The sequence below is a fragment of the Streptomyces sp. NPDC002690 genome (genome assembly GCF_053592415.1).
Genome location: NZ_JBSFVR010000030.1, coordinates 1 through 15,818, shown reverse-complemented (window position 1 = coordinate 15,818; position 15,818 = coordinate 1). Strand labels below are relative to the sequence as shown.

At 71.1% G+C, this 15,818-nt stretch carries 13 protein-coding genes; 1 reads left to right on the top strand and 12 read right to left on the bottom strand.

The window, feature by feature from the left end; all coding sequences use genetic code 11:
• Positions 1-94: 94 nt before the first annotated feature.
• From ACWD3D_RS07010 to ACWD3D_RS06955, 12 genes are all read right to left on the bottom strand, one after another.
• Positions 95-1,339: an MFS transporter gene (locus ACWD3D_RS07010; RefSeq protein ID WP_451459886.1), complete on the bottom strand. Its 1,245-nt coding sequence runs from the start codon at positions 1,337-1,339 to the stop codon at positions 95-97.
• A complete protein-coding gene (locus ACWD3D_RS07005) occupies positions 1,336-2,670 on the bottom strand; it encodes a DUF1116 domain-containing protein (protein ID WP_451459885.1) in 1,335 nt (444 codons plus the stop codon). Before ACWD3D_RS07005 ends, ACWD3D_RS07010 begins: the two co-directional genes overlap by 4 nt.
• Complete coding sequence (locus tag ACWD3D_RS07000; RefSeq protein WP_451459884.1) at positions 2,667-4,040, bottom strand: ATP-grasp domain-containing protein; 1,374 nt, start codon at positions 4,038-4,040, stop codon at positions 2,667-2,669. Before ACWD3D_RS07000 ends, ACWD3D_RS07005 begins: the two co-directional genes overlap by 4 nt.
• Positions 4,041-4,096: 56 nt before the next feature.
• Entirely contained in the window at positions 4,097-5,098 is a 1,002-nt protein-coding gene (locus tag ACWD3D_RS06995; protein WP_451459883.1) for an aspartyl/asparaginyl beta-hydroxylase domain-containing protein, read from the bottom strand.
• Positions 5,099-5,158: 60 nt separating this feature from the next.
• Positions 5,159-6,961, bottom strand: coding sequence for an asparagine synthase (glutamine-hydrolyzing) (gene asnB, locus ACWD3D_RS06990; RefSeq protein ID WP_451459882.1), 1,803 nt, complete (start codon positions 6,959-6,961; stop codon positions 5,159-5,161).
• A 3-nt stretch (positions 6,962-6,964) separates the two neighbouring features.
• Positions 6,965-8,227 carry a hypothetical protein gene (locus ACWD3D_RS06985; protein WP_451459881.1) on the bottom strand — a complete coding sequence of 421 codons (1,263 nt, stop codon included), beginning with the start codon at positions 8,225-8,227 and terminating at the stop codon, positions 6,965-6,967.
• Between the two features lie 46 nt (positions 8,228-8,273).
• Positions 8,274-9,281, bottom strand: coding sequence for a 2,3-diaminopropionate biosynthesis protein SbnB (gene sbnB, locus ACWD3D_RS06980; RefSeq protein WP_451459880.1), 1,008 nt, complete (start codon positions 9,279-9,281; stop codon positions 8,274-8,276).
• 82 nt (positions 9,282-9,363) lie between these two features.
• A complete protein-coding gene (sbnA, locus tag ACWD3D_RS06975) occupies positions 9,364-10,344 on the bottom strand; it encodes a 2,3-diaminopropionate biosynthesis protein SbnA (protein ID WP_451459879.1) in 981 nt (326 codons plus the stop codon).
• Positions 10,341-11,813: a M20/M25/M40 family metallo-hydrolase gene (locus ACWD3D_RS06970; RefSeq protein ID WP_451459878.1), complete on the bottom strand. Its 1,473-nt coding sequence runs from the start codon at positions 11,811-11,813 to the stop codon at positions 10,341-10,343. Before ACWD3D_RS06970 ends, sbnA begins: the two co-directional genes overlap by 4 nt.
• A gap of 27 nt (positions 11,814-11,840) precedes the next feature.
• Complete coding sequence (locus ACWD3D_RS06965; RefSeq protein ID WP_451459877.1) at positions 11,841-12,776, bottom strand: hydroxyacid dehydrogenase; 936 nt, start codon at positions 12,774-12,776, stop codon at positions 11,841-11,843.
• A 162-nt stretch (positions 12,777-12,938) separates the two neighbouring features.
• On the bottom strand, positions 12,939-13,868 hold the full coding sequence (locus ACWD3D_RS06960; RefSeq protein WP_451459876.1) for an NAD-dependent epimerase/dehydratase family protein: 930 nt from the start codon (positions 13,866-13,868) through the stop codon (positions 12,939-12,941).
• Positions 13,865-14,818, bottom strand: a complete 954-nt coding sequence (locus ACWD3D_RS06955; protein WP_451459875.1) for a ScbA/BarX family gamma-butyrolactone biosynthesis protein — start codon at positions 14,816-14,818, stop codon at positions 13,865-13,867. Before ACWD3D_RS06955 ends, ACWD3D_RS06960 begins: the two co-directional genes overlap by 4 nt.
• Positions 14,819-15,010: 192 nt before the next feature.
• Here ACWD3D_RS06955 and ACWD3D_RS06950 point away from each other — a divergent pair, with 192 nt between their 5' ends.
• The gene (locus ACWD3D_RS06950) at positions 15,011-15,646 is read left to right on the top strand and encodes a ScbR family autoregulator-binding transcription factor (RefSeq protein WP_451459874.1); all 636 of its coding nucleotides are present in this window, start codon (positions 15,011-15,013) and stop codon (positions 15,644-15,646) included.
• Positions 15,647-15,818 lie beyond the last annotated feature (172 nt).

Genomic DNA, 15,818 nt, shown 5'->3' with positions numbered 1-15,818 from the left:
CCCGGCACGCACGCTCGCCCGTTGTCGGGATCGCACGCACCGGACGCCGCCGGACCCGCCCTCCGGGCGGACGGCGCCACTTTCGCAACACGCTTTAGTCGGGGCGGACGACGCGGTAGCGGGTCATCAGGAGGGCTGCGGCCAGGCTGAATCCGGCACCGATGAACATCACCGAGGACGGGCCGGACGCGTCGACGGACCACCCGCCGACCAGCGCGCCGAGCGCGATGGAGATGTTGAAGGCACAGATGTACAGCGAGGTCGCGGCTTCGGGGGCCTGCGGGGCGCTGGCGAAGACGAGAGTTTGCAGGCAGACCGGCAGCGCGGTGTAGGCGATGCCCCACACGAGCAGAAGGGCGACCGTACCGGGGTGCCACTCGCCGTTGACCACCAGCAGGACGACGGTCGCGGCGAGCAGCAGGATGCAGGTGAGCGTGGTGGTGCGCAGTGCGCGAGCGGCAGCCGCGCCGCCCCCGAAGTTGCCGACGACGCCGGCCACGCCGTACAGGAGCAGCAGGGCGCTGACCCAGTGGGCCGGGATGCCCGCGTCCTGTTCGAGGAAGGGCGCGACGTAGGTGTAGGCGGCGAAGTGACCGATCACCATGGCCGCGGTGACGAGGGTGGCGATCCGGAGATTGCCGTCCCGCAACAGCCGGGGCAGTTCGGCCAGGCGCACCACGGTGCGCGGTTCGAGACGTGGCACGAGCAGCACCGCCGCGATCAGGATCAGGATGCCTGTCCCCGAGATCACCCAGAACGCGGTACGCCAGTCTGACTGGCCGATGAGAGTACCGAGGGGGACGCCGACGACGGACGCGATGGAGATGCCGCTGAAGACGACCGCGGTGGCCCTGACGGCCTGGCCCTTCGGCACCAGACGGATGGCGATGCTCGCGGCGATCGACCACATCACCCCGTGCGCGAAGCCCGTCAGCAACCGCGAGACCATGAGGACCGCGTACGAGGACGACAGCGCGGTGAAGGCGTTGCCCGCGATGAAGATGCCGAGAACCAGCAGGAGCAGCACTCGGCGGTCGAGCCTGCGGGTCGCCGCGGTCAGCACCGGTGCGAAGAGGCCCGCGATGGCGCCGTACAGGGTCACCGACAGGCCGACGGAGCCCTCCGAGACGCCGAGGTCCCGGCTCATGGCGGGAAGCAGTCCGATCGGGACCATCTCGGTGGTGGTGAAGGCGAAGACGCCCATGCCCACGGCGACCACGGCGAGCCAGCTGCGGACGGGACCGAGGGGAGCCGGGGGCTTGGCCGGACGGCCCGGGCCGTCCGAAAGGGTCAGGGGGGCCTCGTCCGTGTCCGGGCGAGAGGGCAGCGAGGGCGTCACAGGTTTCTCCGGGTCGGGCTGGTGCGGTCGTGCTGACCGCGCGAGGCGGCGGACAGCGATTCCGCGGCCCGTCGGAAGGGTTCGAGGGGAGGAAGGAACAGGACGGCGCCGGCGTGCCCGCCGTCGCGGAGCGTCGCGCCGAGGTGGATCGCGGGGACGATTCCGGTCTCCGCGACGCGCGTCACGTCGATGCCGCACGGTGCGCCGCGGTAGGCGAGCGCCGGGATGCGGTACTCGGGGTGCTCCCGCAGGGTGATGCGATACATGCGTTCGGTGAGCCGGATCATGTCGGCCGGCGTGCCGGCGGAGTGGTCCTGCAAGGGCATGGCCGCCGCGGCGGCCATGCCGCCGAGGCCGATCGTCTCCGTGATCAGACTCTCACCGCCCACGTACTCCAGGTCGTCCGTGGTCCAGCCGTCGTAGAGGCGGCCGCGCAGGGTGGACACCGGCGGGAGCGGTGCGGTGAACCAGCGGTCGCCGAGGCCGGAGACCCGTAACCCGAACTGCTTCCCGTTGAGGTTCATCGCCGTGACCATCGTGCTGCCGGCGATGCCGGAGGCGCTGTCGGTCGCGGCCTTGGCCGCCGCCATCACGAGGTGCAGGAACAGGTACTCGGCCGAGCGCAGATAGCCGGCCAGCGCCCGGTGCCGCGGCGCGACCCCGCTCGCGGACAGGTCGAGCAGGGCGTCCAGCACGACGGTCCGCAGCAGGGCGCCGGATGCCTTGTGACGGCTGTGCAGATCGTCGCCCATGGCCAGGGCCCGGCGGACGAGCGGGGCGAGCGGCAGCCCGCCCACGTGCTCCAGCACCTCGGCGAGCGCGGGCGAGACGACCTCGGAGACGTGTCGCAGCCGGGCGCCGACCCCTTCGTCCCAGACTCCGAAGGTGAGCGAGGCGCGGTCGGCGCCCTCGTTCATCCGGCAGAACGCCCGCCGTCCGGAAGCCTCGTCACGGACGACGACCACAGGCATCGAGGCGGTGCACACGCCGGTGAGCGAGCCGACCGTGGCGTGGTCGTGGGAGGCTCGCACCTCGATCGTGCCGTCCGCGAGCAGCGCCTCGGCCTCGGCACCGCTCCGGGCGAGACCCTCGTAGAGGACGGCGCCGACGACGGCCCGGCGCTGCCCGCCCCCGTACTCCGCCCACGGCATGGGAGGACCGGAGACGAGGACCGTCCGGGGGGTCATGCCGGGGACGACCTCACCGGCGGGGGCGACGGTCTCCAGGACGGGACGCGATCCGGTGAGGCAGGCCACGGCCCGCGCGTTCGCCTCGTCGCGCGCCGCGGCCCCGGTGCTCGTGCCGGGGGTGGCGGCGGGGCGGGCGGTCACCGCACCGCCCCTTCGGTCTCGGCGGGCGACGGCTCCAGCGTGTGGATCGCCGTGATCGCGGTCGCCTCGGCCACGGCCCCGTCGAGATCCGCGTCGAGAGGGCCGTCCAGGACGACGGACACCGACCGGCCCTGGGAGTCGGACTGGTCACCGAGCAGGTCGCCGCGGCGCCGGCTCACCAGAACGGCGTGACTTCGGGCCGGTGCGTCGCCCGGGAGCGGGGGCAGATCCGGCCACCGCCCCTCCTCACCGACCCAGTGGACGGGCACGTCCTTCGCCGTCACGTCGGCGAGCAACCCCCGGGGATGGTCGAGGTAGACCTGCCTGGCGCGGCGGCCCGGCGGCGCGGTGGCGGGCTTGACGCCGAGCGCGAGGTCCAGCAGGGCGGCGTCCAGGTCCATGCCCGTGGCCAGGCGCCACAGCCTGGTGATGGCGTCGCCGGGCGGCCGGGCCGCAGCCTCCATCAGGATCACCCGCTCCTGCGCCGTCAGCCTGAACTCGGCGTGGCACATGCCGGTGCCGAACCGGACGGCCCGCAGGAACTCGGTGTTGGCCCGGAGCAGGAGCTCCTCCTGGGCCGGCGTGAGACCGGGCGCGGGCGACGTGTGACCGGTCTCGGTGAAGAAGGACGTGCCGGACTCGTTGGTGTCCTTCGCGGTGATGCCGGCCCAGAGCACCTCGCCGTCCCGGACCAGCGTCTCGACGGAGTACTCGCGGCCGACGACCCGTTCCTCCAGCAGGAGCAGCTCGTCGGAGCCGTAGTCGGGCAGGAGCGGAGTGACGTCGCCCGGCCCGTCGACCGCTCGAACACCCGAACTGGACATCCTTGAAGCCGGTTTGAGGACGGCGGGGAACACGCCCCAGCCGTCCGCCGGCCTCGCCCGGCCCCGCTGGAGCAGGGTCCAGCGGGGCGCGAGAGCGGGGGCGGCCAAGCGCTGAAGCACCTTGTTGCGGCACACCAGCGCCGCGTGCGTACCGGGACCGGGCAGCCCCAGCGTCTGGGCGATGGCTCCTGCCGCCTCCACGAACACCTCGCCGACGTTCAGGACCGCACGCACGGTCCGGTCGCGCAGCCAGGGCGCGACCCCGCGCAACAGGGTCTCCAGCGAGGTGTCCGCGACATGCCGGACGTCCTCGTCGAGAAGACGGGAGAGCGGGTGCTCCGGATCGCCGCGATGCCGGGCCAGCTCCTCGGCGGGGGTTTCGGGCCCGAAGACGAACAGCGGTGTCACGCCGCGCTCTTCGGCCACGTCCAGCAGGCGCAGATGCTTGGCGAGCACGACCAGGTCGGTGACGACGATGACGGCGGGCCTGGGACGGTCGGTGGCGGTCGCCGCGAATGGCGCGCCGCTGTCGCGGTAGGCGGTCATGGCTTCCCTCGGTCGGGGCGGGGCGCAGCCGTGGCTGCGCCCCGCACGGTGGTGGGTCAGGCGGCGAGGTGCTCGGCGGGCACGGTCAGTTCGTGGACCTGGTCGCCCTCGCGGGTCCGCAGCACGACCCTGGGGTCCGGGCCTTCGGGGAAGACCTGGAGCGTGCGCTCCTCGCTCCAGCCGGCGAGGCGGTACTCGTTGTCGCCGAGGTGCACCAGCGCGAAGACACGGTCACCGGACAGCCGGAGCGTCATCCGGTCGCCGTCCTCGGCCAGCGTCGCGGTCTCCTGGGGCTGGTCGGCCGAGAGCGGGGTGAAGTCCTCCCACAGGTGGAACGTGGCGGGGAGGGAGAAGCGGGTGGTGCCCAGCCGACGGAGTTCGTCGGCGGTCTGTGGGCTCTCCTGCCGGTTGAACAGGACCTCGCCCTCGCTGAAGTACTCCTGCCAGGTCTCCGGAAAGAGGGACGCCAGACCGGGGGTGACCAGGACGTCGATGACCAGGTGCACGCGGTGCTCACTGCCGCTGTTCTGCACGCGGTGGGTGCGGCTGAAGTCGCCGAACCAGAAATCCCCCGGCTGCCAGCGGTGTTCGACACCGTCGAGGACGAGCACGGCGTCGGGGTTGGTGACGACCGGCACGTGCAGCCGCCCGACACCCCAGCGCGGCCCGTACTTGGGGTCGGTGTGGTCCATACCGACGGTGTCGGGGCCGAGCGCCATGAACCGGACGGCGTGCAGCGGAGCCGGGATCGACTCCAGCACCTCGCGGACGTAGGGGATGCGGTCGAGCCACACGGTGTCCGCGAAGCCCAGCGGTCCCGGACCGCCCGGGTCCGTGCGGTCGCCGGCGCCACCGGGACTGCGCAGGGCGAGGCAACGCCAGTCGACCTCGGTGGCTGCGCCGACACCGTCCTCGGTGTAGACGCGCTGCTGGTCCCAGGAGTGCTCGCGGACGGAAGTGAGTTCGCGCAGCAGTCGGTGAGCGTCGAACGTGGGCTTGAGCCGGACTCCTTCGGCGGGCATGGACGGTGCGCCGAGGAGCGTCGTGGAAGAGGGCATGGATGTCACCTTCGTAGGCGTGTGGGAAGGGTCGGGCGGATGATCCGTCGCGGTGCGGTATCAGGCGTGGGCGACTGCGGGCGCCTCGTTGGCGGCGCTGCCCTCCTGGAGCTGGTGCCAGCGCTCCAGCATGTAGAGCGTCCACAGCGCGTAGCTGTGCGCCGGCCGGAACTCGCGGACCGTCGAGCGCAGGACGTCCGGGCGGAAGTAGCCGCGTTCCAGCGAGGCGTCGGACAGCAGGGTGTCGGTGATGGTGGAGCGCAGTTCCGTGCCGAGCCAGCTCTCCAGGGGCACGGCGAGTTCCTGCTTGCGGCGCTCCAGGACCTGCCGCGGCAGGTAGCGGGCGGCCACCCGCTTGAGCGGGGCCTTCTCCTGCCCCCCGACGAGCTTGCGGCCGGCGGGGATGCGGGTGACGTAGTCGATGAGCCGGTGGTCGAGCAGCGGGCTGCGGGGTTCGACGGAGTGGGCCATGGACATGCGGTCGATCTTCACCAACTGCGCGTCCGGCAGCCAGAATCCGCTGTCGACCTGCATGGCGCGGTCCAGGTCCGGCACCGAGGGATCGGTGCGGCCGAAGCGGGCCCTGAGGTAGTTGTGCGGGTGACCCGGGATTCGCTCGGCGAAGTCGGCCGAGTACAGCGCGTCCTTGAGCACGTGGGGTACACCGTCCACGAGGACGCGCTCGTAGCGGTCGGCGAGATCACCGTCTCCGGGCAGGTCGCGCAGGCGCTGGTAGCGACCGTATCCGCAGAAGATCTCGTCGGCTCCGTCGCCGGTCAGCACCACGGTGACGTGCTGTCCGGCCAGCTTGTACATGCAGGATGCCGCGATGGCGGACGGGAACGCGTAGGGCTCGCCCATGTGGGTGAGGATGGTGTCGACGGCCTCCCTCGCGTCCTGGGCGCCTATCCGGTACACGTGGTGGTGGGTACCGCAGTGATCGGCCACGGCGCGGGCGTGCACCGACTCGTCGAACGCGGCGTGCTCGAAGCCGACGGAGAAGGTGTGGAGGGGCCGGCCCAGCTGCCGGGTCGCCATGGCGACCACCAGGCTGGAGTCGAGGCCGCCGCTGAGCATCGCGCCGAGTGGCACCTCCGACTCCAGCCGGTCACCCACGGCCTGCTGGAGCAGTGTGTCGATCCGGTCGTCGATCTCTTCCTGCGGCGTGTCGGCCAGGTCGGCGGTGAAGTCGAACTGCCAGTATTTGCGCCTCCGTTCGGGACGACCCGTCTCGAACACCAGCGTCGTCGCCGGCTCCAGCCTGCGGACCTGCCGGTAGATGGTGTGCGGCGCGGGAACGACCCGGTAGCTGAGGTACTGGTCGATGGCGACGGGATCGATGTCCCGGCCGATGCCGGGGTGCAGCATCAGGGCGGGCAGCTCCGAGGCGAACGCCACCGAGTCGCCGGTCGGCCTGGTGTAGAACAGTGGCTTCTTGCCGACCCGGTCGGTGGCCAGGACGAGGCGCTGGTGACGGGTGTCGTGGACGGCGACGGCGAACATGCCGTGGAGCCGCTCGACGAAACTCTCACCCAGTTCCTGATACAGGTGCGGCAGTACCTGCGCGTCGCTGCCCCCGCGCACCGGACGTCCCCGGGAGGCCAGGAAGTCGCGCAGTTCCTTGTGGTTGTAGATCTCGCCGTTGAGGACGCAGACGACGGTGCCGTCGTCGCTGTGGACGGGCTGGGACCCGTCGTGCAGACCTATGACCTTGAGCCTGCACATCGCCAGGGCGGCGTCGGCCGTGGCGAAGGCGCCCGTCTCGTCGGGGCCCCGGTGTGCCATGGCCGCGCAGGCGGCGAGCGGGTAGGGAGCGTGGACGGGAGTATGTCCGAGGGATACCGTTCCGGCGATTCCGCACACCGCTCAGCCCTCCTTCAGGTCGAGACGGCGCTTGGCATGGCCGGATCGGAGTCCGTCCAGCGGCACGGCCTTCACACGGACCGGCCCCACGAGGCCGGATGCGATCATCTGCGCGACGTCGGGGGCCAGTCGGCCGACGGCTGCCCGGACCTCGGCGATCTGGTCGTCGCCTACCCGGTCCGCCACGACGCTGATGACCAGACCGTCTTCGTCGGACGCCTCGAAGGGGCGGCCGGGAAAGTTCTCGGCCATGATCCGGGCGAGGTCGTGGTTGCTGATCCGCTCGCCGTGCTTGAAGTCCCCGGCGAGGCGCCCGTCGACGCGCTCGAACGCGAACACCTCGCGCCCGTTGTGGCGGATGCGGTGCAGACCGCTGACGGCGTCGCCGGTCACGTAGCGGACCGCGGGGAAGTAGGCGCGCGCGAGGGACGTCAGCAGAAGGGCCCCGCTTCCTTCCTGGCGGGACGGGATCCGGTCGTCCTCGGTGAGGTGGACCAGTTCCTCGGGAGGTACGACCTCGGGGACGATGTGGTCGTGGAAGTGGTACAACCCGGTCTCGGCGCACGAGTGGGCGATGGCCCCGACCTCGATGGAACCGAACACGTCCAGTACGTCCTCGGGGCGCAGCCCGAACCGGTCGGCGATGTGGTCGCGCCAGGCCGGCGGCGCGACATCGCCGACGACCATGATCTTCTGCGGGCGGATGTCCAGGCCGGGACTGGCCTGCAGCAGTTTGTCGAGGATCATCGGCATCGTGAAGAGGACGTCGGGGCGCCAGGTGTTGAGATTCTCGACGTGCTCGTCCACGGGCCGCGTGAAGTCGATGTCGTAGGCACGGAAGCCGAGTTCGAGGAAGACGCGGCGAGCGGAGGCCGCGGCGTGGCCGGTGCCGAGATCGGCCACGGCGACGGAGCCGGGCGGTAAGGACCGGGTGAACTCCCCGAAGAGCGCGCGGCGATGGGCCACGTAGGCGTCGTCGTCGGCGGGGGAGTAGAGGATTCGCTTGCGCTGTCCGCCGGAGGTTCCCGAGGTGTGGTACGCCGACGCGTCCGGCAGTTGCGGGTGGTCCGCGGTGTAGTAGTGCGTGCTGAGGAGGCCGGCGCCGACGACCGGGAGTCCGGACAGGTCACCGGATCCCAGTACGCCGCGGCGCAGGAGCAGTTCGCGGTACCAGGGGAAGCGCTGGGCGTGGCCGGCCGCGAGAGCGGCCAGCTCCACTTCTCGCGCGGGGGCGTGGGGCCAGGCGGTGGCGGTGCTGAGAGGCATGACGGGGGCTCCTTCTACTGGCGGGCGAGGAGAGCGGTGCGGAGTCTCAGTTCCAGCGCTGCGTCTCGCCGAAGAAGTCGGGCACCGACACCGCGAGGCCCTTGTCCACCGCCTGCTGGTAGAGGCGCTGTCCCACCGCGAGGTCGAGGACACCGAGCCCGAAGGGCGAGAAGACGCGCGGCCGGTCCGTCGCCGGAGTGATCTCGCCGCGCAGCACCTGCGCGAGGGTGCCGTCGATGAAGTCGCGGTTTCCCAGCTGCTGTTCGGCCAGGTGGGGCGAGGTGTTGGCGGTCAGGCAGTGGTCGACGTCGTCGAGGATGTTCTGCGCTCCGGCCACGACCTCCGGCCCGAGATCCCGCAGCGAGACGTTGAGGACGGTCTGGCCCGGGGCGAAGGAGTCCGCCCGGGTGACCCAGGGCTCGGGCGCCGTGGTGGCGAAGACCACGATGTCGGCGTCGGCCGCGGCCCGCTCGTAGGAGCTCTCCTGCTCGGCCCGGTAGCCGAGTTCGCCGATGCGGCGGGTGAGGGCGGAGGCGTAGGAGGCGTCCCGGTCGTGGACGACGAAGCTGTCCACCGACCACGACTGCGCGGCGAAGAACTCGACGATGTTGCGCGCGATGACCCCGGCGCCCACCAGGCATATCCGGTTGGCGGTCGGTCCGCCCGCCAGCTCCTGGGCCCCCAGGACGGCGGACGCGGCTGTGCGGGCGGAGCTGATCTGGGACGCCTCCAGGCAGGCGAAGGGGTAGCCCGTCTCGTAGTCGTTGAGGAGCAGTGTGGCCGAGGCGCGCGGGATGTTGCGCTCGATGTTGCGGGGGTAACTGGCGATCCACTTGATTCCGGAGACGCCCCACTCGCCTCCGAGGTGGGCGGGGAGGGCGATGATGCGGGCGTCCGGCTTGTCCGGAAAGCGGAGGAAGTAGCTGTTGGGGTTGACGGAGTCGCCGTCGTAGTGGGTGAGGTAGGCGGAGCGCACCGTGTCGACGATGTCGGGGCGGGAGTCGTCGATGAGGGCGCGCAGCACCGCGCCGCCCACCACATGGAAGTCGAACATGCGGGATTTCCTCGTCTCGTCTCTTGTCTGCATGGGTACGTCGTGCGTCGTTCTCGGGGCCGGCGGTCAGGCCGCCGGTGGGTCACACGGCGACGGGACGTCTGCCGGAATGGTCGAGAACATCCGTTCCGAAGGTGTCGGCCACCCACTCGTCGTCATAGATCGTCCTGACGTAGCGGTCTCCCATGTCCGGGGACAGGGCCACGACACGCGAGCCCGCGGGAATCCGGTCGGTGATCGACTCCAGAGCGGCGAGGACGGATCCCGTGGAGCCCCCGAGCGGCAGCCCTCGTTCACGGGCCAGGCGGCGGCACATGCGGACGGCGTCGCTCTCGTCCACCAGGACGACCTCGTCGACCTGGTCGGGCCGGCACAGTTCCGGGCGGCGGCTCGTGCCGAGGCCGGGAATGTGACGGGGGCCGGGCGGACCGCCGAAGGTCACCGATCCGACGGTGTCCACCGCGACGATCTTCGTCCACGGTGAGTACGTCCGGAAGTGCCGCGTGCAGCCCATGAGGGTGCCGGTGGTGCCCGCACCCACCAGCAGGACGTCGACGTGGCCGATGTTCTTCAGGATCGAGGTGGCGGTACGCCGCGCGTGGGCCTGCGCGTTGGCGGGGTTGGCGTACTGGTTGAGCCATACCAGCCCCGGGTCGGCCTCGGTCATCTCGTGGATGCGGGCGATCCTGGTGCCCAGGTAACCGCCGTTGTGGTCCCGCCGGGTCACTTGGACGACGTCGGCCCCGAGGGCACGGATGAGAGCGAGGCTCTGCGGCGAGACGTTCGGGTCGGTCACACAGGTGAAGTCGTATCCGCGGGAGGCGGCGATCACGGAGAGAGCTATGCCGAGACTGCCGGAGGAGGACTCGACGATCCGGCCCCCGGGCCAGAGCACACCCTTGCGTTCGGCGTCGTCGACCATGCCGAGCGCGGACTTGAGCTTGACCGAACCGGCCGGGTTCATCCCTTCCAGCTTCAGGAAGAGACGGCTGTCCGGCACGACGTCGTCGACTTCGAGGAAGACCTCGTCGGTGACGATGTCGCAGGCGCGCTGGTAGATCATCGGTCCTCCTGCGGGCCGGTCGGCGTGGTGCGGGGGACTTTGCGGGGGACTCCGTCGCCGTCCGCACTCCGCGGGTTCGCCCGGAGAGCGGCCAGACGGCTGAGGAAGAGCGCTTCGGCGTGGGCCAGCGAGGCGATCTCGCGGGGGCTCACGCTCTCGTCGGTGCCGTGGATGTTGGACGGGGGATCCTCGACACCGCACAGAAGGATCTCCGCGTCCGGGTAGAGCGTCCGCAAGGCGGAGCAGACGGCGATCGAGCCCCCGGCCCCCACTTCGCGGACGGGGACACCGAAGGCATCCCGCAGGGCGTCACGCATCACGCCATGGGCGTCCCCGCCGGTATCGGCGAGGAAGGACGGACCGCTGGTGACACGCCGGATTTCCAGGTGCGCGCCCCAGGGAACCCGGTCCCGCAGATGCCCGGCCAGCGCCTCGTGAGCGTCGGACACGTCCGCGCCGGGCGGCGTGCGCACGCTGATCAGCGCCTTGACCGACGGCAGCAGCGCGGGCACGGCGCTGCCGAGGGGCGGGGACTGCACGGCGAGGACGGTGACGGCCGGGAGGTTCCACAGCCGGTCGGCGACGCTGCCCGCGCCGATGAGCTCGACGCCGTCCAGAAGGCCCGCGTCGGCGCGGAAGTCTCCCTCCGCGTGCTCCGCGTGCTCCGCGCGGTCCCTGCCGTCGTGGGCGCCGGACGCCGGCCCGGGAGCCAGGCCGGGCACCCCGGTCGCGCCCCCGCTGTCGTGCAGCGTGTCCAGGAGGCGGATGAGGGCGGTCATCGCGTCGGGCACGGGCCCGCCGAACTGGCCCGAGTGCAGCGTCTTGGACAGTGTGGAGAGAGTGATCTCCACGACGGCCATGCCCCGCAGCGAGGTGGTGAGGGTCGGGACACCGGGGGCGACGTTCCCGGTGTCGGCGACGACGATCACGTCGGGATCGACGACCAGACCGGGGTGGGCGCGCAGCACCTTCTCCAAGCCTCCGTCACCGGGTTCCTCGCAGCCGTCCACGAGGACCACGAGGTCGAGGTCCGGGACGGACTCGCCGGGCCGGTCCTCCTGGAGGGCTCGCAGCGCCGTGAGATGCATGACGACGTTGCCCTTGCAGTCCGCGCTGCCGCGGCCGTACCAGCGTCCGTCACGGTCGGTCAGCTCGAACGGGGGTGTAAGCCACGAGGTTTCGTCCTGGGCGGAGACGACGTCGTAGTGGGCGTAAAGCACCACCGAGGGCGCGCCGGGCGACCCGGGACGGCGGGCGTAGACCGTCTCGGGGCCGTCGTCGGTGAGGAGCAGACGGGTTTCGGGAAAGCCGGCGTCCGCGAGCAGATCGGCGATCCGGCGGGCCGCGCGGTGGAACTGGTCCGGGGGCGAGACCCCCACGACGGTGCGCAGCGCGACCAGTTCCGCGAGGTCGTCGCGGGCTCTGGGGATCAGCGAGCGCACTGTCTCGGCTGAGGGAGGTGCAGGCATGATGGTCTCCGGCGTGCGGGCGCGGTCTCAGACAGCGGCGGGTGTGGGGGCGAGCAGCGGAGCCAGCTCCGCGAGGACCTGACGGACGACGTCCTGTCCTGCCCTGAGCTGGGCGCCGCTCGTGCCGGCCCCCAGGTGGGGGACCCCGAGAACGTTCGGCAGACTCAGCAGCGGCGCCGGGCCGGGAGGCTCGGTGGTGAAGACGTCGAGTGCGGCGCCGGCCAGGCGTCCTTCCCTCAACGCCCGCTCCAGGGCGGCCTCGTCGACGATGCCGCCCCGTGCGGCGTTGACGAGGTACGCGGTGGGCCGCATCAGGGAGAGTTCCCGAGCCCCGATGAGGCCCGTGGTCTCCGGCGTCCTCGGCAGATGCAGGGTGACGATGTCGCTGGTGGCGAGCAGCTCGTCGAGTTCGACGGACCGGACGCCGCTGTCGGCGGGGACGGTGTACGGGTCGTGCACGAGGATCTGCATGTCGAAGGCCGCCAGCCGTCGTGCGACCTGCCTGCCGACTCGGCCGTTCCCCACGATGCCCACGGTGCGGCCCGCGAGTTCCACGCCCGTGAAGTCGGACCGGCGCCACTCTCCCGCCTCCAGCGAGCGCGCCGCGGCTTTGACGTGGCGCACCAGGGCGAGCATGAGCCCGACGGTGAGCTCGGCCACGCTCACGGTATTGGAGTCGGGGGCGTTCACCACGGTGACGCCACGAGCCGCAGCGGTGGCGGTGTCGACGTTGTCCAGGCCGACGCCCGCTCGCGCGACGACACGCAACCGGGGCGCGTGGCCGAGCGCTTCGGCGTCGACCTTCGTACCGCTGCGCACGATCAGGGCGTCCGCGTCGGCCAGGGCCGCGAACAGGGCGGCGCGGTCGCGGCCGTCGACCTGGCGGACCTCGCACGCGGCTTTGAGCGGGACGACGGTGTCGTCCGGAAGCACATCACTCACGATCACGATCGGTGTGGACACGGAGCTCTCCCTCGGGGAGGTGACGGGACACAGCCGAATTACCAAGCCGGACGATCGGTTTGTTTTGAAAAGCCTAACGTCCGGTTTGTTTTCCGGAAAGAGGTGCGCGCATGTGTTCTGCGTCACCTCCCGCGCGGCGGTCGCGCGGGAGGTGACACGGGATCAGAGCAACTGTTCGCGGTACCAGGCGGCGTGCGTGGCCAGACCCTCCGAGAGCCCGACCTCGGGCGTGCGGCCCCCCACGGCGCCGAGCCGCGACGCGTCCAGCCAGTGGTCGACACCGAGCAGATCCAGGATGTGGCTGTCGCATCCGGCGGCGACCAGGGCCTGCCGGGCCTGCTCGAAGGACTGGTCACCACTCACGAGCGGGAAGCCGATGTGACGGTGGGCCGCCGCGACCAGCTCCCGCAGACTGACGGGCCGGGACGGACAGGCGTGGAAGACGCCGCCCGCCCGCCGCGCCCCGCCGGCCACGGCCATGTCGGCGAGGGACCCGGCGAGGCTGCCGACCTCGGTGAGCGAGAGCAGAGCGGCCCCGCGTTCGGGCAGCCCCGAAGGCAGGGCCCGCAACATGCGCAGCAGGGCGGGCATCACCCACCGGTCGCCGGTGCCGTAGACGAGGTACGGGCGCAGGACGGCACCGCCCGCTTCCAGGGCGAAGCGTTCGCCGGAGAGGCGGCTGCGACTGGTCGGCGAGACCGGACGTGGCTCCACCGCTCCTTCGGCCAGGTCGCGGAACGGGCCGTTGCCGTACACGGCCGCGGTGCCCAGCTGAACGAACCGGTCCACACCGGCGCGCCTCGCCTCCCGCACGAGGCCGCGCGTGCCGTCGACGTTCACGGCGACGCACCGCGCCTCGTCCTTGCCGACGTACGAGGCCAGATGTAGCACACCGTCCACGCCCCGGCAGATGCCGCGCAGGGACTCGGGATCCGTGAGGTCGCCCTCGACGGCCTCGGCGTACCGCCCCGCCTCGACGGACCGCTCGTGGACCAGCACACGCACACGCACACCCGCGGAACTCAACAGGGGAACCACCGTGCCGCCGATGAATCCGGACCCGCCGGTGACCAGGACGTGCGGGCGGTTCACCGCGATCCGCCCGAGGACGCCGACGCGTCGTGGACCGTCAGACGGCACTCGTAGACGACCGTGCCGTTCTGCTCGGCCGCTACCCGCACCTCGTGCGGGCCGGAGCCTCCCGGCGGACCCGGCAACCAGGCACGGAGAAGGCACGGGGCGTCGAACTCCACGTACCGGTGAAAGCGGTTGGACATCGACGCCGCCAGAACCCTGCCCGGACCGGCGAGACTCTGAGCCGCCTGCCTCGCCCCTTCCAGCAGGAGCATGCCCGGCACGTGGTCCGTCGGGTGGTCGAAGAGTGTCGGGTGCGCCCAGTTGACGCGCAACGGCCAGACCTTCTCGGACCGTCCCCCCGTCCCCCCGCCCTCCAACGGCCGGCCGAGTACCACGTCGGCTTCGACGACCCTCCCCACCTCGCCCGGTGGCAGAGGGTCCGGCTGGGCGGGCATGGGCACGAGCATCTCGGCGTACGCGCCCCGCAGCCTGCGGTAGACGGAACGGGGCATGCAGCTGAACACCATCCGGGCGTGCCCCATCTCCGTCGCGCCGCGGCTGAGTAACACGTCCATCGTCATCCCCGCGAGCCGGTTCGCGTGCAGCCTCACGTCCCTGCACTCGATGGCAAGTTCCACATCGACCGGACGGTCGTCGAGGAGGAGAGCATCCGGGTCGAGATCGGTGCTCAACTCCGTCATCAGGGTCGGGTAGTCCCGGGGTAGGTCGTAGAAGACATGACTGACCAGGGAGGACGCCTGCCGGATGCTTTCGGCGGCGAGCAGGGGGTCATGCCAACGATCATTGACCGGACTGTAGAAGCCGTGCCCGCGCGACCACTGGGCGCCGACCTTGAAGCGGTGCGCCCCCAGACGTATCCAGTGGTCGGTCAGCAGCACTTCGCCTATGGCCCGGCGGTGAACCAGATCGCGTGACGCTGTTCGCTCGAAGAGGAGAGGACTCATGGGCTCAGCGGGGAGGACGTGTGTAGAGGTGAGAGAAACCGACATGTCACGACTCCTGTCTGCGTTGCACCCCGGGCGGCACTCGATGGCCGCCGGGCGCGACCGAGAATACTTAACGTACGGTTTGTTTTTGAAGCGAGAAATCAGCCTCATCACAGAACCGACATCTCCAGGAAGCAGGGACGTAACACGATGACGCGACAGGAACGGGCGATCGAAACGCGGCGCAGACTGCTGGTGGGAGCCGCGGAGGTCTTCGACGAGCGCGGCTACGCGGCCGCCAGCATCAACGAGATCCAGGAGCGCAGCGGCATCACGAAAGGAGCCATGTACTTCCACTTCAAGTCGAAGGAGGAGATCGCGAAGGGGGTGATGACCGCTCAGACCGAGATCCCGACCGAGGTACGCGACCCGTCCGCGTCACCCATGCAGCAGGTCATCGACTTCACGCACGAGCTGGCCCACCGACTGCGCACCGACGTGCTGTTCCGCGCGAGCATACGGCTCACCGTGGAACAGAGGCTGTTCCAGCCGGACGACTCCGGCATGTACAACTGGTGGCTGCGCGCCTTCACTCTTGATCTGGCACGCGCCCAAGGCGCCTCGGAACTCCGGGAAGAGATGGTCCCCGAGGACGTGGCGGCCAGCGTGGTGGGCTCCTTCACCGGCATCCAGATCCTCTCCTACGTCACGTGCGGGCACCGCGACCTCCACCAGCGCCTGGCCCGTTGGTGGCAGCAGATGCTCCCCGGCATCGCGACGCCGGAAGCCGTGGCCAGAGCCCTACCGGCCGGCTCCCGGAGTTTCGACCAGGCCGACCGGCCCTGAGCCGACCGACTCCGGACCCGCCCGGCCCCTGACCCGTCCGCCCCGGACCCGCCCGGCTGCGGCGGCCGTGGGCGCGGGCCCGCTCACCAGGCCGGACGGAGCCGACATCCGAACCGGCCCCGAGCGCCCGCGCATCCGGCGCAGAGCGCCGGCGCCGGGCCGGCGTCAGGTC